General features: G+C 38.2%; 24 protein-coding genes. 7 read left to right on the forward strand and 17 right to left on the reverse strand.

The window, feature by feature from the left end; all coding sequences use genetic code 11:
• Positions 1 to 139 precede the first annotated feature (139 nt).
• The 5 genes from glcT to ABC371_RS19605 form a co-directional block, all read right to left on the reverse strand.
• Positions 140 to 982 (reverse strand): glucose PTS transporter transcription antiterminator GlcT, encoded by an 843-nt coding sequence (gene glcT, locus ABC371_RS19585; protein ID WP_412899399.1) that lies wholly within the window; start codon positions 980 to 982, stop codon positions 140 to 142.
• Between the two features lie 92 nt (positions 983 to 1,074).
• A complete protein-coding gene (locus ABC371_RS19590; protein WP_412898321.1) occupies positions 1,075 to 2,334 on the reverse strand; it encodes an ATP-binding protein in 1,260 nt (419 codons plus the stop codon).
• A 290-nt stretch (positions 2,335 to 2,624) separates the two neighbouring features.
• On the reverse strand, positions 2,625 to 3,377 hold the full coding sequence (locus ABC371_RS19595) for a VOC family protein (RefSeq protein WP_412898322.1): 753 nt from the start codon (positions 3,375 to 3,377) through the stop codon (positions 2,625 to 2,627).
• A 75-nt stretch (positions 3,378 to 3,452) separates the two neighbouring features.
• Complete coding sequence (locus ABC371_RS19600; protein WP_412898323.1) at positions 3,453 to 4,835, reverse strand: L-cystine transporter; 1,383 nt, start codon at positions 4,833 to 4,835, stop codon at positions 3,453 to 3,455.
• A gap of 146 nt (positions 4,836 to 4,981) precedes the next feature.
• A complete protein-coding gene (locus ABC371_RS19605; RefSeq protein ID WP_412898324.1) occupies positions 4,982 to 5,389 on the reverse strand; it encodes a VWA-like domain-containing protein in 408 nt (135 codons plus the stop codon).
• A 161-nt stretch (positions 5,390 to 5,550) separates the two neighbouring features.
• Here ABC371_RS19605 and ABC371_RS19610 point away from each other — a divergent pair, with 161 nt between their 5' ends.
• Complete coding sequence (locus tag ABC371_RS19610; RefSeq protein ID WP_412898325.1) at positions 5,551 to 5,829, forward strand: hypothetical protein; 279 nt, start codon at positions 5,551 to 5,553, stop codon at positions 5,827 to 5,829.
• A 73-nt stretch (positions 5,830 to 5,902) separates the two neighbouring features.
• Positions 5,903 to 6,463, forward strand: a complete 561-nt coding sequence (locus tag ABC371_RS19615) for a thioredoxin family protein (RefSeq protein WP_412898326.1) — start codon at positions 5,903 to 5,905, stop codon at positions 6,461 to 6,463.
• Between the two features lie 102 nt (positions 6,464 to 6,565).
• On the opposite strand, the gene ABC371_RS19620 is transcribed toward ABC371_RS19615, so the two are convergent.
• Positions 6,566 to 7,066, reverse strand: a complete 501-nt coding sequence (locus ABC371_RS19620; RefSeq protein ID WP_412898327.1) for a hypothetical protein — start codon at positions 7,064 to 7,066, stop codon at positions 6,566 to 6,568.
• A gap of 331 nt (positions 7,067 to 7,397) precedes the next feature.
• Between ABC371_RS19620 and ABC371_RS19625 the strand changes: the two genes are divergently transcribed.
• Positions 7,398 to 7,628 carry a hypothetical protein gene (locus ABC371_RS19625; protein WP_412898328.1) on the forward strand — a complete coding sequence of 77 codons (231 nt, stop codon included), beginning with the start codon at positions 7,398 to 7,400 and terminating at the stop codon, positions 7,626 to 7,628.
• A 26-nt stretch (positions 7,629 to 7,654) separates the two neighbouring features.
• On the opposite strand, the gene recQ is transcribed toward ABC371_RS19625, so the two are convergent.
• The 8 genes from recQ to ABC371_RS19665 all read right to left on the reverse strand — a co-directional run bounded on the left by recQ (position 7,655) and on the right by ABC371_RS19665 (position 16,836).
• Complete coding sequence (gene recQ / locus ABC371_RS19630; protein WP_412898329.1) at positions 7,655 to 9,439, reverse strand: DNA helicase RecQ; 1,785 nt, start codon at positions 9,437 to 9,439, stop codon at positions 7,655 to 7,657.
• 333 nt (positions 9,440 to 9,772) lie between these two features.
• On the reverse strand, positions 9,773 to 10,489 hold the full coding sequence (locus ABC371_RS19635) for an ABC transporter ATP-binding protein (protein ID WP_412898330.1): 717 nt from the start codon (positions 10,487 to 10,489) through the stop codon (positions 9,773 to 9,775).
• Entirely contained in the window at positions 10,489 to 11,256 is a 768-nt protein-coding gene (locus ABC371_RS19640) for an ABC transporter ATP-binding protein (protein WP_412898331.1), read from the reverse strand. Before ABC371_RS19640 ends, ABC371_RS19635 begins: the two co-directional genes overlap by 1 nt.
• Positions 11,257 to 11,287: 31 nt before the next feature.
• Complete coding sequence (locus tag ABC371_RS19645; RefSeq protein ID WP_412898332.1) at positions 11,288 to 12,280, reverse strand: branched-chain amino acid ABC transporter permease; 993 nt, start codon at positions 12,278 to 12,280, stop codon at positions 11,288 to 11,290.
• 2 nt (positions 12,281 to 12,282) lie between these two features.
• Positions 12,283 to 13,188: a branched-chain amino acid ABC transporter permease gene (locus ABC371_RS19650; protein ID WP_412898333.1), complete on the reverse strand. Its 906-nt coding sequence runs from the start codon at positions 13,186 to 13,188 to the stop codon at positions 12,283 to 12,285.
• A gap of 83 nt (positions 13,189 to 13,271) precedes the next feature.
• On the reverse strand, positions 13,272 to 14,405 hold the full coding sequence (locus ABC371_RS19655) for a branched-chain amino acid ABC transporter substrate-binding protein (protein ID WP_412898334.1): 1,134 nt from the start codon (positions 14,403 to 14,405) through the stop codon (positions 13,272 to 13,274).
• Between the two features lie 236 nt (positions 14,406 to 14,641).
• Positions 14,642 to 15,664 carry a proline racemase family protein gene (locus ABC371_RS19660; protein ID WP_412898335.1) on the reverse strand — a complete coding sequence of 341 codons (1,023 nt, stop codon included), beginning with the start codon at positions 15,662 to 15,664 and terminating at the stop codon, positions 14,642 to 14,644.
• Positions 15,661 to 16,836 carry an NAD(P)/FAD-dependent oxidoreductase gene (locus tag ABC371_RS19665; protein WP_412898336.1) on the reverse strand — a complete coding sequence of 392 codons (1,176 nt, stop codon included), beginning with the start codon at positions 16,834 to 16,836 and terminating at the stop codon, positions 15,661 to 15,663. Before ABC371_RS19665 ends, ABC371_RS19660 begins: the two co-directional genes overlap by 4 nt.
• A 317-nt stretch (positions 16,837 to 17,153) precedes the next feature.
• Here ABC371_RS19665 and ABC371_RS19670 point away from each other — a divergent pair, with 317 nt between their 5' ends.
• From ABC371_RS19670 to ABC371_RS19685, 4 genes are all read left to right on the forward strand, one after another.
• Positions 17,154 to 18,842 carry a sigma-54 interaction domain-containing protein gene (locus tag ABC371_RS19670; protein WP_412899400.1) on the forward strand — a complete coding sequence of 563 codons (1,689 nt, stop codon included), beginning with the start codon at positions 17,154 to 17,156 and terminating at the stop codon, positions 18,840 to 18,842.
• Positions 18,843 to 18,911: 69 nt separating this feature from the next.
• Positions 18,912 to 19,169, forward strand: a complete 258-nt coding sequence (locus tag ABC371_RS19675; RefSeq protein ID WP_412898337.1) for a (2Fe-2S)-binding protein — start codon at positions 18,912 to 18,914, stop codon at positions 19,167 to 19,169.
• A 2-nt stretch (positions 19,170 to 19,171) separates the two neighbouring features.
• Entirely contained in the window at positions 19,172 to 19,504 is a 333-nt protein-coding gene (locus ABC371_RS19680; RefSeq protein ID WP_412899401.1) for a (2Fe-2S)-binding protein, read from the forward strand.
• Complete coding sequence (locus ABC371_RS19685) at positions 19,504 to 20,709, forward strand: NAD(P)/FAD-dependent oxidoreductase (RefSeq protein WP_412898338.1); 1,206 nt, start codon at positions 19,504 to 19,506, stop codon at positions 20,707 to 20,709. The genes ABC371_RS19680 and ABC371_RS19685 overlap by 1 nt, the downstream gene beginning before the upstream one ends.
• A 59-nt stretch (positions 20,710 to 20,768) precedes the next feature.
• Here the strand turns inward: ABC371_RS19685 and ABC371_RS19690 are convergent, their stop codons facing one another.
• From ABC371_RS19690 to ABC371_RS19700, 3 genes are all read right to left on the reverse strand, one after another.
• The gene (locus ABC371_RS19690; protein WP_412898339.1) at positions 20,769 to 21,710 is read right to left on the reverse strand and encodes an ornithine cyclodeaminase family protein; all 942 of its coding nucleotides are present in this window, start codon (positions 21,708 to 21,710) and stop codon (positions 20,769 to 20,771) included.
• Positions 21,711 to 21,731: 21 nt separating this feature from the next.
• Positions 21,732 to 22,733, reverse strand: coding sequence for a proline racemase family protein (locus ABC371_RS19695; RefSeq protein WP_412898340.1), 1,002 nt, complete (start codon positions 22,731 to 22,733; stop codon positions 21,732 to 21,734).
• Between the two features lie 92 nt (positions 22,734 to 22,825).
• Entirely contained in the window at positions 22,826 to 24,262 is a 1,437-nt protein-coding gene (locus ABC371_RS19700; protein ID WP_412899402.1) for an aldehyde dehydrogenase family protein, read from the reverse strand.
• Between the last annotated feature and the right edge of the window lie 12 nt (positions 24,263 to 24,274).

The raw sequence follows: 24,274 nt of genomic DNA on the forward strand, positions 1-24,274 counted from the left end.
ATGAGTAAGAAAGAATAATCAAAAGAAGCCGAACGGATACTATCTCCGAAAAAAGGAAAGTATATCCTGTTAAACTTCATTTAATCATTCTCTTTACTCATGCCTGATCGAATCAGTGACACGTCAAAAACAATGTGTGCTATTTAATTTTCTTCTGAAGTCTTTGCAGATGCATCGTAATATAGACAGCTTCAGCGTCAAAAACTGGCTTCTTCAATGTTTGCTGCATAATCTTAATGAGTTTCCATGAGAGATTATAGCATATGGGATATTCTTCTTTCAAGAGAGTAGTGATTATTTCAGGTTCTTCTACCTTCTCACCAGCTTTTACCCGTTCAATTGCAAACCTTAAATGCCGTACAAGTCTCATATAATCAATGCTGTTTTTATCAATTACTATTTTCAACTGTTCTTCAACCGTCTGCACCAACTTTGTCACAAGTTGAGAATGCATATTTACTTCCGATAATTCTTTATTGGTAATTGCACTGTGTATGTGGAGGGCAATAAACCCTGCTTCTCCCTCGGGTAAGTGTATATTACTTTCTTTCCTAAATAAGTCCATAACTTCTTTGGCTATTCCGTATTCCCTAGGATACAATGCTTGCGTTTCTATTAAAAAAGGATTACGGATTTCCATCCCCTGTGAAACCCGAGCGACAGTAAACATCAAGTGGTCGGTCAAGGCCACATGGATATGCTCATTCAACGACGAATCCGTTCTGCTTTTAATTAACTCTATAGCCGAAATAATTACTCTCTGTAAATCATCCTCTAAATATGGCAGAAGCTTAATATAGTTTTTTTGTTCTTTTTCATTCTTTAGGACAAACAGCTTTTCCACACCCGCATCATCCAACACATCATGTTTCTTTCGGTTAAAGCCGATGCCCTTCCCTATAATAACGACCTCCCCATAGTCGGAGTGATCTGCAATAATTACATTATTATTAAGAGCTTTAGATATGATAATATCAGACATCATAATTCCCCACTTTTTTACTTTACATACCCTTCATATCCTAGCTGAATAACTAGTAGAAATCAATAATTTAAGCTCAATGAGCTCTTCTTTTACGTATGTCTAATGGGTAAAGTAATCGTTACTTTAGTCCCAAATCCAACCTTACTTTTAATGTTGAATGTCCCTTGATGGTCTTGAATAATCTTATTACTCATCGTGAGACCAAGTCCCATTCCTTTTTCTTTTAATGTAAAAAATGGCTCTCCTATTTTTTCAAGTCGTTCTTCCGGAATTCCGACGCCAGTGTCAATGACTTCAATTTTTACTTTATCATTATCCACCTTCGTACGAATTCTTATTTTCCCTCCGGTAGGCATTGCATCAATTGAATTTTTAATGACATTGACAAATACTTGAATGAGTTCGTTTTTATCTCCATAAAGAATCGCTCCGGCAGCCTGGCTTTCAACTCTTACTTCCACATTATGAAGGATTGCTTCGTGTGAGGTGAGCTTGATCAGATAATCAATAAGGTCGCTTACTTTAAATTCCTTTAGAATTTTACTTTGTGGTTTGGAAAACACAAGTAACTCACTGACAATTTGATTAATTCTGTCAAGCTCTGAGAGGATGATATCTGATATTTGTGAGTTTGACTCATTTTTTTCCTTTTGGAATTGGACGAAGCCTTTAATCGTTGTTAGAGGATTTCGTATTTCATGCGCAATTCCAGCAGCCAATTCACCTACGACAGAGAGTTTCTCCCTTCTCCTGGCAAGCTCTTCAGCAACCTTCACGTTTGATACATCCCTTCCTATAGTAACAAGGCCCGCTCTCTTTCCCTCTTCAAATAAAGGCACACGAATAACATCAAAGGTTTTATGTTCTCCACTTGGGATCATGATGGTTTGCTCATAACGAGTCTCCATCCCCTTTATCCATGTTTCTTCATCTAATTGGATATTTTGAATCAGATATTCCTCAAAATCTGGATACATCTGTGCAATTTCTATATCCGTTTTATTTTTAAACATTTCAGTTTGGAGGCTGAAGAGATCCTTTGCATACCGATTGACACGAATCCACCGACCTTGTCCATCTTTAAAACAGACGAAATCGGGCATCGCATTGATTAGTGTCGTCAATTCATTTTGCTCTTCCAAAGCCTTAATATAGGCATCGTGTTTCTTAATGATAAGATGAATGAGAACCGTTGTAAAAATGACAAAGACGAGCCCTTTCCCAATCTGAAAATAGTTCACATTGACGGATGGAAATTTATCTAAGAGATATTCGGAAAACGTAATCCAAAACAGGCTTGCCAAAAAATAGATGAGCCACAATCGCTTTTTAAAAACTTCTTTAAACATGACAAGCACCCCGTAACCATTTGACAAAAATTTCAATTTGCTGTATAGTAATTATTTGCTCCCTTAAAACTTATAACATAATTATTTATATAAATAAAGATAGTTCGTTTTATCTTTTACATTTGAGAAAGACTTATTCACACTGGACCGGCTTCGGAGCCGAAAGGACGAAAGAGAGGTAGGGCTTTCGTTGTTTAAGATTTTCAAATCTACCGCGGCAATAAATAATATTATGAAAAGTGTATCACGCCCAAGACAAGAACCAACCGTAACGTGCGGTTGGTTCTTTTTCATAATTTATAGGTTGCACCGTGTAGGGTGATTGTTTTTCCATTGCTAGGTTCGATCCCAATCATGTAGGGCCGTTCCCCTCTTGGGTGAACTTCATTACAAAAATAGACTTCGATTGAGTCAAATTTTACTTTTACAGCTTCTTGTTCCGTACCAGGCAGTATCGTGTTTGAAACAGCCCCTTTGAATAAATCGGCCCATAGCTTTGCTGTTAATTCGGGTTCCTTCACAGAGTAACCAATATACGAAATGCGTTTCCTGTCCGGAATATACAAACCTTTCGTAACAAGGTCATTTTCCCTTACTCCATCCTCTTCTCCCCACTCAATAAAAAATGGCATGGGATGGGTGTTCTCAATAAACAGCATCGACCATTTAAGCAAAGTGCCGTCTGGTCGTTTTCGTGATCCAGGATATGGTCCGAGAGTTTTAACTCCTTTTTCGGTTAGCTGTGTTTGTACTTTTTTTATTGAAGATGTACGAAACGCAATTTGAGATAGTCCTTCCCCTAGCTGATAGTCTTTGTGAAGATGGTAACTAAAAGGATGACTACCTTCCCTTGTAACATCTAAGTTGTTGATTCCAATCCATTCAATATAAGCTACATTTTTAAAATAACATAATGTATTGTAGGTCCCCCAGATATCATGGTTTCCACCTTTTACAGGATGAAAACCCAGCAACTGAAAAGCTGCCATTGGGTCATGAGGGTCTTTCACATAATGAACAACATGGTCAAAACGAATCTCCAACACATCCACTCCAAACCCGGTTTTTATATTATTTTATCAAAAAAAGACCCATGAAGGGTCTTTTTACAAGAAATCTTATGCACCTAGTGATTGCGTTGGATTTGAATATGTTTCCTTATCAAGTTCGTTAGTAATTCTACTTGTAATGACACCGGCTGTCATACTGCCGCTTACGTTAAGAGCTGTACGCCCCATGTCAATTAAAGGTTCAACAGAAATCAATAAACCTGCTAATGCTACAGGTAAGTCGAGAGCTGATAAGACAAGGATGGCAGCAAATGTTGCTCCTCCACCAACACCCGCAACGCCAAATGAGCTAATTGCAACAATCACTACTACAGTTAAAATAAAGGATGGGTCCAATGGATTTATGCCAACTGTCGGAGCAATCATCACAGCAAGCATCGCTGGATATACGCCGGCACAACCGTTTTGTCCAATGGATAGCCCGAACGAACCAGCAAAGTTTGCAATCCCTTCGGAAACACCTAAATCATTTGTTTGTGCTTTGATGTTTAGTGGCAATGTCCCTGCACTAGAGCGTGATGAAAACGCAAATGCTAAAACTGGGAATGCCTTTTTCAAATAAGTGATAGGATTTAAACCAGCGAATGTTAGCAACAATAAATGGATTGCAAACACAATCAATAACGCAACATAAGAGGCAACTACAAATTTTCCAAGCTTATAAATCGCCCCATAATCACTGGTAGCTGTCACACGAGTCATAATCGCAAGAACACCATAAGGAGTTAAGCGTAAAATAATCGTTACAACACGCATGATAACGGAGTAAAGCGCATCAATCATTTTCGCAAACAGATTTGCATTTTCTGGATCTTTACGACGAACACCAAGGTAAGCCATTCCGATAAACGCCGCAAAAATAACAACCGCGATGGTTGAAGTTGGGCGAGCACCTGTAAAATCTAGAAATGGATTAGCTGGTAATAAATCAACAATTTGTTCAGGAAACGTCTTATCTTGAATATCAGCATAGCGCTGGTCAAGTGCCTCTCCTCTTGCTGCTTCAGCATCTCCAGCTTCAATTTGGATAGCTTCCAAATCAAATGCAACAGTTGTACCAATCCCAACAAGTGCTGAAAGTGCAGTTGTACCTACTAAAATCGCAAGGATTAGGAAACTAATTTTTCCGATATTATTTGCCAATTTCATTTTCGTAAATGCGGAAACGATTGAAATGAAAACAAGTGGCATGACAATCATTTGTAAAAATTTCACATAACCATTTCCAACAATGTTAAACCAACTAATCGACTCGGAAATGATTTCTGAATCCGCCCCATAAATGAGTTGCAGGATAAGACCAAAAACAATTCCTAAGCCAAGTGCTGCAAATACTCGTTTTGAAAATGAGACATGCTTTTTTTGCATATAAACTAATAATAATAGCAATAAGACCATAAAAACGATATTTACAATACCAAGTAAACTCATACGATTTCCTCCTTTTTGTTTATCAACGTATTAAAGCATAATGCAGATTATACGAATCCGTCAAGTATGAAATACCAGATTATAAAATCAAATCTATTCCAGAAAAAACCGTCTAGAACTATTTTATTCTAGACGGTTTGTCCATGTTATGCCACTTTTATTGCTTTTCCAAATGGAACTTTCGGTAGATAATCATCTGGAATAAGCCAAAATATTTCCGCTTTCACATCCAACTCATCGTAAAAATAGCCTGTCACATCCGTTATATAAAATAAGGTATCAATTTTCTCCTGATCTGCCCACTCCAGCACTTCCGTATAGGAGGACTTGCCATGCGTATAATATTTAATAGTAGGGTTTTGTATGGAGGTGATGCTTCTTATTTTAAAATCAGCTTGGACAAGCTGTGTTTCTGGAACCATTTCTCCAAAAAATTTTATGATATTGTTAATCAAAATAGATCGCACTTGATTGGTCGAAGTATCTATGGCGAGTGCAATCTTCTTGTCTTTTCGACTTTTAAGTAAATCCATTAGTGACCTTTGCCATCTCACAACAGCACCCACTCCTCATGCTTAATCACCAAAGGAAGAATACCCTGGCTACTCTATTTTGTCTCGTTTTTTAACCAAATATGAACGATTCAACTAACAATACTTGGATAGCTTATTTGTAATGTTGGTAGGCAACCCTATCAAATATTGGGGGAATGAAAATGGATATTTTAAAGCAAGAATTACTCGAAAGACTATCAGAAAATAATGGAATTGGGTATGTTAAAATTGGTGGTCTTCTACACGAAATAAAACTTCTAAATGGAAATCAAATTGCTTTTACAGGAGCGTGTTGGAAGTGGACGCAAACGGAGATGCCTTCAGCTCATGGAGACTACAATGTGTTGACCGATGTTCTTGTTGAAGAAGACCTGATGATCCCAAGATTTCCCACACACGATTACTATGAGTTTTACGAAACGGTTCATGATTTTTCATAAGCAACTTAGTGGTATGATTTTCCTTAATCATTTATAGTAAATGCAGATAATCAATTTTGAGGAGGCATACATAATGACAAGCTTAAAGCCATGGTTTGAAAAAGGCATGAACCAATACGACTACATTAACAGCATGCAAGTTCATAAAGAAAATTTACTAAAGGTGTATAATCAGTTTCGTTTAGACGAATCTGATAAAGAACTACTCCAAGGACTTCAGGAAAAAGAATTAAAAGCCATCATTTTGGCAGCTGATTGGTGTGGGGATGCAATGGTCAACCTTCCTATCCTCATGAGAATTGCAGATGAGGCATTACTCGATACTCAATATTTAATTCGCGATGAAAATCTAGAGCTAATGGATCAATACTTGACAAACGGAAAGTCTCGTTCAATTCCAATTATTATTTTCGTGAACAAGGACTTTGAAGAGGTTGGTAAATGGGGACCAAGAGCACCTGAGGCTCAAGCTATTGCAGATGAATTAAAGGCAAATGTTCCTGATAAGGAGTCGCCTGAATATGATGCTGCATTTAAGGCATTTATTAAATCGTTTACTGAACGAATTACAACAGATGAAGCGCTTTGGAATGACATTAAAAATAGCATTATTTCCACTTTGAAAAACGCATAATATTCTCACCTCAAAACATATACTAAAGTAAGACCGTCCACTACTTCCAACATCGCTTGTTGCGGGACTAACCAGAACGGAAATGTGGGCGGTCTTTTTATATTATATAGGAAGAAATATGTGTATCAGGAATACAAAGGTGAAAATAAAAGCAGTTGTATAATGGAATTTCCGCCGAAATCCCGAAGATTTTTTATGGCGTAGGTACCCTGCAAAAATCGTCAATGCTAAACATAGAATGGCAAAAATTCCGCTTATGATCTTAGGACTGGAATATCCCACGATTTCTCCGAGTTTGACAAGCATGATTCCCCCATGAAACACGATTAAAATCGTTCCAATGATAGCAAGTTTGATATGAGATTTCATCATATAGCGTGAAATCTTTGCAAGTGTTATTTTCAGCTTTCGAACTTTTGTCCTTCGGATGACCAGAAAGATAAAATACATATTTACATTGACGATAAAAAGGATAAGTGCGATTTGGGCGAAGGCTTGCCCTAATGTGACGATTTGAGAGTCATGTGTTCTAAAAATCCATATGTAAATAAATGTGCTAATCACGAGAAGCGCATTTATGAAAATCCAAAAATAATAGGCCATCCTCAACCCTCCCCTTCTATTTCTACCCATTTTACCGGATCGTTAAGAAATATGTAGTGTGGGATATCACTTGGGATGTTTTGAGTGTTGATTGGTTCGAATTTTTGGTGGTGCTTTCGTTTTTTCCAAGTGGGGCGTGATGATAACTTTAATTGCTGGTTCACCTTTTCCTGATTTTATCCATGTGCGAGGACACTAACGCGAGTTGCGTACGTTTGCTTTCTTAATCACGGTTTACTGCCCTCAAATCTTCAAATACCTCCTCTACCATATTCATCCTCCTCCAAACATGCTAAAATTGAAGGTAAAATCACGAATGGAGGTAAATGAAATGTCCACATGTAATATCGATCACACAAAAGAAGATGTGATCAAAAAACTTCAAAGCCAAGAAAGCTTTGTGCCTACAGAGCTTTATCGCAGCGCGGTCCAATTCTTAGAAACTGAACGCACTCAGTTAACACTAAACGAATTATTTCACCTCTTAAAAAAGTATGATTTAGTATCTGAAGAAGAACAACAAAATCGTAATCTTGCTATGGAAGAACTCTTTAAAGCATAAGGGAAGGCACCACAAATGTGGTGCCTTTAGTTAACTGTGCTTTTTTCCTCGACATAATCCCGAATGGCAGTTAAGAAATCTACACCGTAGCGCTCTAGCTTCATCTGCGCAACCCCTTTTATTTCAAGAAGTTCTTTCTCATCTACAGGTGCCACTTCACTCATTTCTCGTAATGTACTATCTGAGAAAACGATATACGGAGGAACCCCGTCGCGTGTAGAAATGGTTTTACGTACCTCACGAAGAATTTCGAATAATGTATTGTCGGTGACAACTTGCTTTTTCTTCACTTGTTCCTTCTTGAAAATGTTGACTTCCCCTTTTAGAACAGGTAATGCTTTTGCATCAAGGATGAGCACAGGGTATTGAGAATTGGTTAGTTTGACATACCCTTCTGCAGCCAAAAAGTCGATTAAGCCGACGATTTGTTTTTCTGAATACTGCTTTAATAAGCCGTAGGTCGACAAGGATGTAAACCCAAACTCTTGAATTTTTTTATTCCTTGAACCCTTTAACACCTGCGCTACCAAGGTCTTTCCATAGCGTTCCTTCATCCGTTTGATACATGAAAATATCATGAGCGCCTCAGTTGTCACATCAATTTTTTCACGGTCATCTTTACAATTAACACAACGACCGCATTCCACGCTCTCCTTCTCCCCGAAATATTCCAAAATGTAGCTTTGCAAGCATTTCTCAGTGTGACAGTAGTCAATCATTTGCTGGAGCTTGTGATACTCTTGCTCTTTTTTCACCTCATCCACTGTAGACTGCTCGATTAGGAATTTTTGAAGTTGGATATCTTGTGATGCAAACAATAGATAACAATCACTTTTTTCACCATCACGGCCTGCTCGTCCCGCTTCTTGGTAGTAGGCTTCAATATTTTTCGGTAGATTGTAGTGAATGACATATCTTACATTACTTTTATCAATTCCCATCCCGAATGCATTTGTCGCAACCATAACATTCACAGTGTCAAATAGGAAATCCTCCTGTGCTTGTTTTCGCTCTTCATCCGAAAGTCCAGCATGATATTTTCCTACTAAAAAGCCTTCTCTTTCTAAAAATGAATGAAGTTCATTAACCTCCCGACGAGTTGCCGCATAGACAATTCCCGATTGGTTCTTATTTTCTAGTAAAAAGCTTTTCACAAAATCTCGTTTATTTTCACCTTTTAAGACATTGAAGGTTAAATTATCTCTCGCAAACCCTGTAATGAATACAGCATACGGGTCTATCTGAAGCTGACTGCAAATGTCTTCTTTTACCTCAACCGTTGCGGTTGCAGTTAATGCTGAAACAACCGGCTTTGATGGTAGTTCCGCTATCATATCATGGATGTTTCGGTAGCTTGGCCTGAAATCATGTCCCCATTGTGAAATACAATGCGCTTCATCAACAGCAATCATAGAAATGGGTATGGAAGATAAAAGGGATCGAAATTGAGAGGATTCGAGTCGTTCAGGAGCAATATAAATGATTTTATAGCGACCAGCGCGCGCATCCTGCAGCCTTTCCTGAATTTCTTGCATTGAAATACTGCTATTAATATAAGTAGCCGATATACCCACACCAAGCAATGTGTCTACCTGGTCCTTCATCAATGAGATTAATGGTGAAATGACAATCGTTATTCCCTCAAAAATCAGAGCAGGGATTTGATAACATAACGACTTTCCACCCCCAGTAGGCATGATGGCGAGTGTATCGTTTCCTTGTAAAATGTTCTCGATAATGGATTCCTGACCCGGTCTAAAAGACGGATAACCGAAATACGACTGTAAAACTTGCTTTGCTTGTTCAATCATAGAAAACACCTTTATTGTTTATTTTACTTAATTTGCTAAAAATGTGCGTTTGACGCAGTGTACTACCCCACATGTCCGTGTAACTTCGTGCATACTATACAGTGTGGTGTTAGCTCCTTATTCTTTATCTGTTCGTGTATGGAAGTGAGAAATCACTTCCTCTTTTTTTGTCTAATTGAATACATTTTATTATAGAGGAAGAAAGTTGGAGTGTGAAGGGTTGACTTTCTTAAGCAGAAGTCCTAGCTAGGATGAAGCAATAAGAGTAACCCCATTCAGGGGGATATATAGACGATTTGTTTTCAAAAGGAAACCCGCCGATGCGGGTTTCCTTTAAGCTCCCAAATAAGCCTTAATAATTTTGTCATTTTCTCTTAATACGCTTGCTTCCTCGTGCATAATAATTTTTGAAGTTTCAATGACATAGCCTCGGTTTGCTAGTTTTAGAGCAGCTTTTGCATTTTGCTCAATGAGGAGAATTGTGGTGCCTTGTTTATTAATCTCTTTAATGATTTTCATAATTTCTTGAACAATGATGGGAGCTAGACCCATGGATGGCTCGTCAAGCATGAGAAGCTTTGGCTGACTCAAAAGCCCTCTACTAATGGCAAGCATTTGTTGTTCTCCACCACTTAACGTCCCTGCTATTTGCTTTGCACGCTCATTTAGTCTTGGAAACAAATCAAACGCTCGTTCAATCCCTTCTTTTATCTGTTTCTTATTTTTCCTTACCGTGAACGCCCCTAGTTCAAGATTCTCAGTAACCGTTAATCCCCCAAAAATCCTACGTCCTTCTGGTATGTGGATAATACCTTTTTCAACTATTTTATGGGCTGGATTGCCGACGATATTTTCCCCTTTCCATTCAATAAGGCCCTTCTTTGGTTTAATGATGCCCGATATGGTTTTTAAGGTTGTACTTTTCCCCGCACCATTACTTCCTAAAAGCGCTACAATCTCACCTTCGTATATTTCAAGATTAATATCACTTAATGCGTGGATTTTTCCATAATAGGAGTGGATGCCATCAAGTTTGAGTAATGGTTTCACTAGTCCTCCTCCTTCCCTAAATATGCCTCGATGACCTTTTCGTTTGAAAGGACCTCTTCAGGGGTACCCTCTGCGATTTTACAGCCATAATCAATAACAGTAATTTTTTCTGAGATTTGCTTGATAAGTCCCATATCATGTTCAATCATTAATACAGTAATATTAAATTCATTACGGATACGGTGAATTAATTCAATTAAATATTGCTTTTCTTCATAATTCAATCCTGCTGCAGGTTCGTCAAGCAATAACAGCTTCGGCTGTGTTGCTAATGCCCTGGCAATTTCCAAATAACGCTGTGCTCCGTATGGTAGGTTTTTCGCAGCTCGATTTGTATATTTACGGATACCAACAAAGTCAATACACTGGTATGCTACATCCTCTATATATTTTTCCTCCGCGCGCTGTGCTTTTGTCCGAAACAATGCTCCCAAGACAGCTTGCTTGGTACGGCAATGCATTCCTGATTTTACATTATCTAATACCGATAAATTTGGAAACAGTCGAAGGTTTTGAAATGTTCTAGCTAATCCTATCTTCGTAATTTGACTAGGCTTTTTATGCACAAGACTTTGACCCAACAAATCAATTTTACCGCTAGTTGGACTGTAAAAACCCGTTATCATGTTGAATACTGATGTTTTCCCTGCACCATTAGGACCGATGATGCTAGAAATTGAATTTTCCTCAATCTGAAATGATAAATTATTAACAGCTGTTAACCCTCCAAATGTAAGTGTAAGATTTTCTACTGATAATACCGTCATGTTCGATGCTCCTTTCATTTCCGAGATTCTACTAGCCTTTTAGAGAGATAGATTTCTTTTCATCTGGATCAAGGAATGAGTCATTAATAGAATCATCATCTGGAACGTCTTCTGTTTCATATTTGGCTGGCCAAATACCTTGTGGTCTAAAAATCATCATCACCACTAACGCAATTCCGAATAAAAGGAAGCGCATATCCTCCATTGAACGTAATGCTTCTGGAAGAACAATGACCAAAACGGCTCCAATGACAACACCAGAAATACTTCCCAACCCTCCAAGAACTACGGCTAGTAAGATCATCACGGATTGATTAAAGCTGAAGCTTAAGGGAGCAATTGCACTCATTTTGATAGCAAAAATGCAACCTCCTAGACTCCCAATTACAGCACCGGTAGCGTATGATAATAACTTTAGGCGTACACGATTGATCCCCATCGCCTCTGCTGCATCTTCATCTTCTCTTATATAAATCCATGCACGTCCAATTCTTGATTTCCCCAATCTTGATACTGCAATTATTGTTATGATGGCCAAAACCAATATTAAGAAATAATAATCCTTTTGAGTTGTTAATGTATAAGAGCCAATGGATGGTCTCGGAATTCCATAAATACCGGATGCAGATCCTGTGATTTCTAAATTAATAGCTAGGATTCGAATAATTTCGCCAAATCCTAACGTAACAATAGCAAGATAGTCACTACGTAGACGTAGCGTCGGCCCACCAATGATTACACCTGTAATTGCTGCAAAAATGATCGCTACAGGTAGTGTCAACCAAAATGACCATCCAAAGGTAGTCATTAAGATTGCGGTAGTGTATGCGCCAACCGCAAAGAAGGCGGCATATCCTAAATCAAGTAGTCCAGTATAGCCAACGACTATATTCAAACCTTGCGTTAATACAACGTAAAACAAGACTAGGGTTGCAACATCTAGCCAATAGCTATTTGAAATAAACGGAAAAAGGAATGATGCAAGTAACAATACGCCTAGAGAAATAGTTTTCTTCTTTTTCATACCTACATCCTCTCCGTAACCTTTTCACCCATGATTCCAGTAGGCTTAAAGACGAGTATTAAAATTAGGATACTGAAAGCGAGTATATCCTTCCATGACCCACCTAGATAAAAGGTTCCAAGGGATTCTAAAACACCTAACACTATTCCTCCAATCATCGCGCCAGTAATATTACCAATTCCCCCCAAAACTGCTGCTGTAAATGCTTTTAATCCTATAATGAAACCCATCATAAAGTTAATCGTTCCATAATAAACACCAGCCATTAAGCCAGCCCCTGCAGCTAAAAATGCACCAATAAAGAAGGTTAAACCTATAATTCGATGAACGTTTACACCCATTAAGCTACATGCTGTTTGATCATGGGCAATTGCACGCATTGCCTTTCCGTAAATCGTTTTATCAATAAATAACCGCAGCCCAACCATGAGTAAAGCAGAAATTAGGATCATTGATAGTTGTGCATATTTTATGTGAGCTCCTAAAATATCAATTCCATTGTTAGGTAATGATATCGGATACACTTTATAAGAAGCACCCCATCCAATCATAGAACTATACTCTAATGAAAGTGATACACCGATTGCTGTGATTAAAATGGATAAGCGTGGTGCTAATAATAGTGGTCTATAAGCAACCCTTTCAATTCCCATTCCAATAACACCTATAATAATCATTGTGAGGAGAAATACGACTGCAAGCCCCAAAACACCACCATTAAAACCACCATCACCAGTAAAGAAGGATAATAAAGTAAATCCGATAAAAGCACCTAGCATATATAAATCACCATGTGCAAAATTTAATAGTTTAATAATGCCGTAAACCATTGTGTAACCTAATGCAATTAAACTATAAAACGCACCAATAACTAGTCCATCAATTAAGATTTGCAAAAATATCTCCAATTTAACTTCCCCCTTTACCAAGCTGCCATATGGGAATTCGTTCAGATGATTAATCATCTGAACGAACTTCCACTTCCCGTAATTTAATTGGCTAATTCAAACTTCCCATCAACAACTGTTAATACTTGGAAGTTAGACTCATTTAAAGAATTTTGATCATTAAATTCAATAACCTGCCCAATTGCTTCAAAGGCCTTTGTTTCTTTGATTGCCTTTTTAATATCTTCTGATTCAGTTGAATCAGCGCGTTTAATTGAATCAAACAAGAGCTGAAATCCATTGTATGAAAGAGCTGAATATGGACCAGGAGATAAATTGTATTTTTCTTCATACTTTTTCACGAACTCTTCAGCACCAGGAATAAAGCTAGCTTGTGGTGTAGCAGTAACTAAGATATCTCGGGCATCTTCACCAGCAATATCGATTAAATCTTGAGAATAACTACCATCCCCAACCATAAATAAGCCAGGAACATCTTTTTGTTCAAATTGCTTTTTCATAAGACCTGCAGCTGCATAATACCCTGTAAAAAATGTACCTTCTGGATTTAAAGACTTAAGCTTTGTCATTAAGGAACCAAAGTCTTTCTCCTCTGGATTAATTGCTTCAAACGCAATAACTTCCCCACCATTGCCTTCAACTGATTCTTTAGCAAAGTCAGCAAGGTCCTTTGCATAAGCTGAATTGTCATGGATAATGACAATCTTTTTAGCTCCTTTTTTATCAAAATAGTCAGCTGCTGTTTGAGCTTGGTTAGGAACGAGACCATTTATCAAGAATAACGAATCATAGTTTTGAGCTGGTAGCTCAGATGAGTTAGCAGCTGGTACAATCATTGGAATACCGGCATTATGGAACACTCCAGATGCAGGTAATGTAGCTCCCGAACAGTATCCTCCTACTACCGCAACTACTTTCGATGAAACTAATTTATTTGCAGCTGTTGTTGCTGTTTGTGGATCACATGCATCATCCGCAACCTCAAGTTTGATTTTTTTACCTAATACACCGCCAGCCTCATTCACTTCTTCAATTGCCATTTCCATTGCATTTTTCATATCCTTACCATCTGTTGCGTTATTACCTGAAACAGGTAAAATCGTTCCTATTACTATTTCATCACTACTACTTCCACCGCTTGAATCTGATGAACAAGCAGCTAGAAACATCGAAAATCCTAGAACAATAACAAATAAAAGCTTTTTTGCATTCTTCATTTCTTGACCCCCTATTTTCTTTTAAATTTTACTATTTAAATGTTAAATAATGTAAAGGTGAATGAGTATCCCTCCTTACAAAAGCTTTCTATTTGTATTTTTCTTTGCAAGAAATATGCCAACTATATTTTCTAAGATTCAGAATTATCGATATATGTTGTTGTAAAAAAAAATGAACACTTTTTAAAAAGTAGTGTCCATTTTTTTTGAATGTATAGATTTTTTGACACCAAAAACTAGTGACCCTTCATTTCGGGAATTAATAAAAAACCAGCCCCCACCTCATCATCTGGCTGATAAACAAATGTATGCATACCCGTAACCCATGCAGTTCCTGAAATTTGCGTGATAACGGCCCGTAAATCTCCAACCTTTGTCTTCCCTAACACCTTCCCTTTAAAAAGAGTGCCTACAATGCTTTCATGTACGAATTCTTCGTTTATCCCAAGTTCATTCCGTTCATAAAGAGTTGCAAGCTTTGCAGAAGTTCCTGTTCCACAAGGCGAACGATCAATTCCCCCAGGAGGAACGATTACCGTGTTTTTTACAGTTGCCACCGGATGAGAAGGATCTGTATAAAATTCAATATGTGTCAAGCCATTAATAAATGGTTGCTCCGGATGAATTACTTTGGTAGTTCTATTAATCTCATCGCGAATTTTTACAGCTGTTTCAATGATCGTTGAAGCATTTGTTGGTAATAGCTCTAGACCCAGTTGTCGAGCATCAATAATCCCATAAAAATTCCCGCCATACGCAATATCACATGAGACTGTTCCAATCCCATCCACTTCAACAACTATACTCTTTAATAAAAATGCAGGTATATTACAGAAGGTGACCTCCTTTGCTTTACCATCTTCAACTGTAATTTCAACTTTCACTAACCCAGCAGGTGTATCGAGATTAATCTTTGTGGTTGGGTCTGTCACATCAATTAATCCTGCTTCTACTAATGCCGTGCAAAAACCAATCGTATCATGTCCACACATTGGCAAATACCCACCAGTTTCAATATAAATAACTCCGATATCAGCATCTGGATGACATGGGTCAACCATTAATGCTCCGCTCATCACATCATGTCCTCTTGGTTCATACATTAAAAATCTTCGAATCCAGTCGTGCTCATTTTTCATTTCAAGCATTTTTTCTGACATTGTCTTTCCTTTTAACTTTGGTAATCCACTAATCACAGTTCTAGTTGGATTTCCACCTGTATGCGTATCAATTGTTTTAAAGATCTTACTTACCTTCATTGTTTTACCACCCTTTCGAAACGATCATATCGGAGGGGCTCTATTGGAATAGTCGTTTTAGTAACTCCTCTTATCATTTCATCGATTACTTTTCCTGTAACCGCTGCAAGGCTAATACCATCACCCTCATGCCCTGCAGCAATAAAATAGTTCGGAATATGATCTACCTGTGAAATAATTGGCAAATGATCCTCTGTATACGGACGTAATCCGGCATAAGTGCGAATTAATAGCATGTCTCCCATTTTCGGATAAAATCGAATAGCTCGTCTGGCAATGCATTTCACAACATTAATATCTACTTTTGTATCAAATCCGACAAATTGGCGACTGCTCCCGATTAAAAAATTTTGACTCTCAGTCGGTTCAAACACTAGAGCAACTCCATATTTTTCTGTTTCAGCATCGACATTTCGCTCTCCACCAAACTTGGAAATAAGATAACCAAACTCCATCACCTTTCGAAGTCCAACTGGTGCTTGCCTTGATGCAACAATAAGATGTCCCTTTCTTGGATAAATGGGAATTTGCAAATCAACCATTTCTCCAATTTTTGGCGCCCATACCCCTCCAGCATTCACAATTTTTTCTGCGATCATTTCACCATTCGTTGTTTCAATCCTAAAGTAACCATTCTCTTTTCTTATTGCTTTAACTTCAGTATGTGTGTATATATTGGCTCCATTTTTCTTTGCACCATCAAACATTGCAAATGTTAATAAGTATGGGTTAACAGTTGAGTCTGTCGCACACTCTAATCCTCCGAGAAGATCGTCTGCAAAATACGGAGATTCCTGTCTAATGTCCTCTCGGTCTAACATTCGAAACGGTAGACCGGCTTTCTTTTGTTGATCTACCCATTTATTGGCTGCAATCATTTCCTCCTCTGTCTCACAAACTAAAATACTACCAGGTGCTCTATATTCAAATGGTTGATCTAGTTCTCGACTTAATTCATCAACTAATTTCTGACTTGTAAGTGACATTTGGCTGTCAAAACCGGGTTCTTTATCAATAGCTAATATATTTCCATCGCATCTAGAAGAGGTTCCACTAGCAAGCTCACCTTTTTCTACAACAGAAACATGCAGGCCGGACTTTGATACATAGTAGGCGATTGCACTGCCGATTATACCTCCACCAATGACTAACACATCCGTATGCTTTTTCACACGATTTTTCCTCCTAATAAAAAGCTTTGTAAGAAATGTTGCAAGAACCATGCCAAAGGATTTTTACTTTTTCACAAAAATATTGTCAAAATTGTCTTTATATTTTAACATTAATGTGTAAAATATTTTTTATATTGTAAATGTACTTATACATAAAAATGCCGTAGCGCCTAAACTCAACAATCATACCCGCATCACTCCAGAAATGATGATTTCTGGAGTGATAATGTATAATGACCACGAGGTGCAAGGCGCTGCAGTGGAAAAAAGGGGGATTTCATTTGACTGCTTTTCGACTACCTTCTATATCAGAGGTCATGGAACGAGACTTCGTATTACTTTTTGAAGAAGATGTCATCAAAGAAAAGCTCAAAAAAAAATTAACTGATAACCGTACAACCTTTCTATTAAAAAAGAATCATATTTATTATCTTTGTTCAGATGATTCTACAAATCAATTCGTTTTGAATCGATCAGACTACGTATCTACAACTGACTCCATATTCGACCTCCTAACAGTATTGAAACAAACTGAATGTGTATTAGTAAAAGATGAAAATGGACAGGCAATTGGATTTGTCAATGCATTATTACTATCAAAATACCTCATAAACTCATACCAATATTTACACGCTTACTTTGACGCAGTTATCCATACCCTTGACGCATCTGTTACAGTCATTAATCAAAATGGAGAAGTACTCGTATGGACAGAAGGTGCAGAAGATTTATTCTCCATAAAAAAGGAAGATATTATCGGTAAACCAATTACCCAGTTTTTTGACATTGATATGTTAGAAATTATGAAGACATTAAAAGAAGGCCGCACCATTTACCGTCACCAACACCAACCACGATCGGACTTGTTTGTCTTAATTAATTCACAGCCGGTTTATTTACATAATCAAATTGTTGGTGCCGTCGTTTCCGAAACTGATATTACGAGTCAAGTGCGCTTGAACCAAGAATTGTTTAATGTCTCAACAAAAGTACATTACTTGGAAAAAGAGGTTGCTAAATTGAGTCCTTCTAAAAATCCATTCCATGCGATTAAAGGAGGCTCACCTCCAATAAAACGTACGATCGAAATGGTTGAAAAGATCAGCTCTACTGATACAACTGTACTCATTTCAGGGGAAAGTGGTGTAGGAAAGGAACTGTTCGCAAAAGCAATCCATGAATTAAGAGAGTCATCAAAAGCACCTTTTATACCAATTAATTGTGGTGCCATTCCTCCGACCCTTTTTGAGAGTGAATTATTTGGCTATGAACGAGGTGCCTTTTCAGGAGCTGATAATAAGGGAAAACGAGGAAAAATTGAATTAGCACGTGGTGGGACCCTTTTTTTAGACGAAATCGGTGAAATGCAGCTTGAAATGCAAGTAAAGCTACTTCGTGTTTTACAAGATAAAAAATACTTTTCAGTCGGTGGGACGAAAGAAATAAGTGCTGATTTCAGGGTGATTGCTGCTACAAATCGTGATCTGAAAGAAATGGTAAAAGAGGGTAAATTTCGCGAAGACCTTTATTATCGACTTAACGTCATCAATCTTGCAATTCCACCACTACGCGAACGTCGAGAGGATATTATCGAGTTAACACACTATTTCCTATATGAATTTTCCGTTCGTTACGGTAGACCAATACACGGTGTCTCACAAGAAGTGATGTACCAATTGCTTCATTATGATTGGCCGGGTAATATTCGTGAACTGCGGAATGTAATCGAGCGATTAGTCGTATTGGCAACTGACGGAACAATAAAAAAAGAGGACTTACCATTCACACACCAATCGGATGACCTATCTCAACAGCATGAGATGATCAGTGAGTCTATCCCGCTAGATATTGGATATCTAACAGACGAGCTCGAAAAACATGAAAGAAAAATTATATTGGATGCCTTAAAACTTGAAAAAGGCAACAAACAAGCATGTGCAAAGCGACTCGGGATTACGAGAGCTACATTGTATAACAGACTAAAAAGGCTTCAAATAACCGTCTAATTTCTCGTGTTTTGGCATGTTACTTGCAACAATAAGTAGTAAATGCTCATTATACTGGAGGCTTAGCCAATGATTGTGTGTAGATGTGAAGAAGTATCCTATTACGAAATCGTAGAAACTGTTAAGAAATATGATTGCTCCTCTAGGGAAACAAAACTCCGAACAAGAGCCGGAATGGGCTATTGTGGTGGACGGACGTGCAGGAACATGATTGATATGATTATTGCAGATCATACCGGGAAAGAGACTCCACAGCAGATACAACTAAAATACCAAACTCCTATTCGTCCTATTTCCTTTGGCGAGTTTGGAGGTAATAACAGATGAATATTTCAAATCGAATCATGGAACATCCTATATTAGGTTCACTTCCAGAACGAAAAACCGTTCTCTTTACTTTTAATGAACAGATGATTGAAGCCTTTGAAGGTGAAACGGTGGCAGCAGCATTGCTTGCAAATGGAATCAGAACGATTCGTAGTCACGAAGAAACTGGAACTCCTCGAGGAATTTATTGTAATATCGGGCACTGCTTTGAATGTAGGATTACCATTGATGGAGTTAGTGGGATTCGATCATGTCTTACTCTCGTAAAAAATGGCATTAAAGTTAAAAGTGGTCAACAATTACCTACCCCATTAAAAAAAGGGGTGACACCATAATGATCGACGTCATTATAATCGGGGCTGGACCCGCAGGTTTGTCTGCAGCAATTACATGTGCTGAACATGGATTAAAGGTGAAAATCATTGATGAATTTATGAGACCTGGAGGAAGACTTCTTGGTCAACTTCACCAAGAGCCTGATGGAACATGGTGGAATGGGATTGAAGAATCAAAGAACCTTCAGCAAAAAGCAATCGAGCTTGGCGTCGAAATTGAATGCGGAACTCCTGTTCATCATTTAGAAAAAAGGGAAAATTGTTGGGTAGTACATACAAAAAATGAAATGCTCGATACACCAGCAGTACTCTTAGCGACTGGTGCGGCGGAGCTTGCTACCCCAGTTCCAGGCTGGACCCTCCCTGGCGTGATGTCAATCGGTGCTGCTCAAGTGATGACAAATGTCCATCGAGTGAAGATAGGTAGTAAGGGTATCATAATTGGAGTAAATATTTTAGGAACAGCGATTGCTCGTGAACTTCAATTAGCTGGGATTAAAATATCCTCAATTGTTCTTCCTCCCTTACACCCATTATCAAAAGAGGGAGGGAACCCTAGAAAGGTATTTGAAACATTAATAAACGTAGCACACTTAGCCCCTTCTCCTTTTATCCGCTTTGGAAGTAAGTTCATAAAAAGTGAAATCCTAAAGAATGTAAGTGTCCATTTTTACCCAAAATCAGGTATAAAAATGTGGGATCTACCGATTCAACTGCGTAAAGCCGCAACACGTATTATCGGTGATGACAAAGTAGAGGGCGTAGAGATTGTTGACATTGCCCCAGACGGAAGGCAAATACCTGGTTCTAATCAAGTCATTCCAGTCGACTTCGTCTGTATTGCGGGTGGATTATACCCACTAGCAGAATTAGCTGCAGTATCCGGATGTCCCTTCAATTATATTAAAGAACTAGGTGGTCACATTCCCCTTCATAATGAAAAAATGGAGACCCCAGTAGGTGGTCTGTATGTTGCCGGAAATATTACAGGGATTGAAAGTGCGAAAGTGGCAATTGCACAAGGAATCGTTGCGGGCTTTTCCATCATTCTTAATACTGGACTAAAAAACGTACAAAATGAACTTCAAGCAGCGATTCAAAACGTAAAAAAAGTCAGGGAAAATGCTATTATTCAATTTCATCCAAATATTATAGAAGGTCGAAATAAACTTCAACAGCTATGGCATTCAACGGTTTTAGCTTGAAAAATTATCATAAAAAATAGAGGTCCTTATTCGAGTGCCTCTATTTTTCCAAGTGATTTTCATTTCAACGCTAATGATCGTTCATAAATTAATTTTGCAGTTAAAATATCAAAGATGGCTTGCCCCACTGATTTAAAGATTGTAAGTTCACTTTCCTTGTATGCTCTACCTCCTAGTCGAGTAAGCTCTTTAGCGGTAAGTACGTAATCTTCAGTTTTTCCGAACTCTTTTGCTTTAATCATATCTCCCGATTCATGAAAAGCGGCTAAAGTATCTACAAAAATTCTATCCGCATTTTTGATAATGGAATCAGGTAATTCCTGCATAATTGGTTTAAAAGAGCCTGAAGCTGCAATATGCTTGCCGCACATATTCACAGGTAGATTTTCTGGTATGACAGGATCCTTTGATGTAGTAGTTGTAATAATGATATCAGCTTCTGCTACTAGTTCTTCAACAGGAGCAGCTTTTATCTTAAGATGATGAAAATGCTTTTGTGTCTCTTCGATAAAATGATTCATCCTATCCGCACTTCTATTATGAACGTACACTTCTTCGATTGGTCGAACCGCACATGCTGCTTGCAAATGGCTCCAGCCTTGATCACCCGTTCCGATTACCCCCACTTTTTTTGCTGATTTCGCGGCTAAATATTTCATACTTAAACCGCTGACGGCACCAGTACGTAGGGCAGTAATCGTACGCGCATCGAATAGTCCAAGTGGCTCCATTGTATTACGATTATTTAATAAAAATATTCCTCTTAGTGTAGGCTCGTTAATTCGTACATTCCCAGGTGCGATTCCGATTAATTTTGCACCATAGTATTCTTCATAAAAAGATGGCATTAATAAGGCTGTATTATTATTATCATTTATAAACAATCGCTCTGGAACAAGTTCCCTTGTATCCCCGTCATGAAGATAATAACTCTCAATAGTTTCAATTACATCATTCATCGAAATCAAGCTATTTATGTCTTCACTGTTTAAGATAATCATTTATAGCTCCTTTTCCCTTCTTTATCGTAATAAGAACCCTTTCTTTAATGGATCTGATGGATCCACAACAAATTGCTGAAAACCAGTAATAAAAGCACTTCCTGTAATTTTTGGGACAACCGCCTTATAGTTTCCTATTTTCGTAGTTGTTACGACTTCTGCTATGAATTGACTATCGATAATACTCTCGTGGACAAATTTTTCTCCAACACTTAAATCACCATGGTGATACAAAGCTGCGACACGTGCAGAAGTTCCTGTCCCACAAGGAGATCGATCAATTTGCTCTTCTGCAAATACGGTCACATTGCGTAAGTGGGAATCATGTTTTACAGGTGAATCAGAAATGATAACACCGTAGATCCCATTTATATCTTGTTCAAATGGGTGCTGAACATTTACTTTTGATTCAATTTGCTCTTTTATTGCACGACCAATCTTCTTCAAGTCGGCTAATTGTGTAATCTCTACTTTTAGCCCAATATCTCTCGCATCCACGATTGCATAAAATGCTCCTCCAAATACGATATCAACAGAAAAACTCTTTCCACTTACCTGTAGGGGAACATTTGCTTCATACATAAATGACGGGACATTTTCAAAGGAAACCGATTTTACTTTCGTTCCGTCACATTGTGCATATGCAATGATTGTTCCAGCTGGACTATCAATAACAATCGGTTCATTTTCTTGAAAATTATATAAGCCAGTTTCGATTACAGTTGTAACAGCAGCAATGATTCCATGGCCACACATCGTACTTAGCCCTTCATTATGCATGAACAAAACCCCAAAGTGTGCACCAGCACTGACAGGCTCTGTAATGATACAGCCGTACATACCATCATGACCACGGGGCTCATACATCAAAACTTCACGAATATGGTTCATGTTTTTAAGAAAATAAGCTCGTTTTTCCAAAATTGTTTTCCCAGGTATTGGCGGAATTCCACCAGTAATAATACGTAGCGGTTCCCCTGCTGTGTGGACGTCGATTGATGTAAAATGTTGTGTAAACTCCATTTTATTTCCCCCAATCTATAAATAGTATCAACAGTGTTTGTTTATTAAAGGAAGCGCATCCATCAAGGTGCGCTTCTTGCATGTTCTAAATGCTAAAACGTATGCTTAATGGCACATGTTTTTACAGTCGTGTAAAACGAAAGTGCCGCTTGCCCTTGTTCACGAGTGTGGGAACTTGAATGCTTCATACCACCGAATGGCGCCTGATACTCGACTCCTGCAGTTTCTTGATTTACACGTACCATTCCAGCTTGCGCTTCTTCAAGAAATCGATGAGCTTTTGATAAATCATTTGTAAAAACAGAAGCACTTAAGCCATAAATCGTTTCATTACTTAGTTGAATCGCTTCATCAAAATTGGCTGCCTGTAACAAAACAGAAACCGGTCCAAATATCTCCTCTTGAACTAAAGAATGATCTGTTTGTACTCCAGTTACTAAGAGTGGATGAATAAAGTAACCATCATTGTCGGACTTGATAGTACCTTCAGCAATGATTTCTGCTTCTTTATGAGCTAGATTTACATAATGTGAGACAGTCTCAAATTGTGATTTGGAAGCAACAGGTCCTAGATAAGCGGTAGGTTCTAATGCATGAACTGCTTTAAGTCCTGAAACAGCCTCTCTTAACCGCTCCACAAATCGTGGATAGATACCCTCTTCAACAATAATACGACTTGTTGCCGTACATTTTTGGCCAGCTGAACGATAAGCCCCACTTAGAATAATTGGAATCGTTATTTCTAGATTTGCATCATTGAGGACAACTGCTGCGTTCTTCCCACCCATTTCTGTTTGATACTTAATATTTCGTTTCGCACAAATGGATGCTACATGAGTACCGGTAGAAGTAGATCCAGTAAAACTTACAGCCTGAAAATCTACTTCTTCTAACAGCACAACTCCAATAACACTTCCTTTTCCAATTACTAAATTTAGTACTCCTTCAGGTAGATTCACTTCACTGAAGAACTCCATCATTTTAGAAGCAGTTAGTGCTGCATTGTCAGCGGGCTTCCATATAACAGTATTCCCACAAATGAGTGCAGGCGCAATTTTCCATATTGGGATGGCGACAGGAAAATTCCACGGAGTAATGACTCCAACTACACCGAGAGGAACTCTCTTTGAATATTGGAGTACATTAACATCACTTGCTGGGATGAGCTCACCGTCAGAACGCACTCCTTCTGCTGCGTAATACCTTAATAGGTGGATGGCACGAGTGACTTCTCCCATCATTTCTGTTATCGGTTTACCCATTTCTCGACAAGCTAACGTAGCAAGTTCAGTTTGATTTTTTTCAAGGACGTTTGCCATTTGATAAAGATAGCTTGCTCGAGTTACACCCGTAAGTTTTGACCAAGTTCTAAAGGCTTGCTTTGCAGCTTCTTCCGCTTGAAAAACATGGGAGCGCTCTGAGTAATGAATGACCCCTACTTCTTCTGATAGATTTGAAGGACTATAAACAATCTGACCTTGGTCTTGTATTAAAACACTTTCCCCACCTATCCAGTTTTTTGTTTCGATTTTCGTACACCT

This window comes from Bacillus jepli, assembly GCF_047238305.1.
Taxonomy (GTDB): Bacteria; Bacillota; Bacilli; order Bacillales; family Bacillaceae_L; genus Ferdinandcohnia.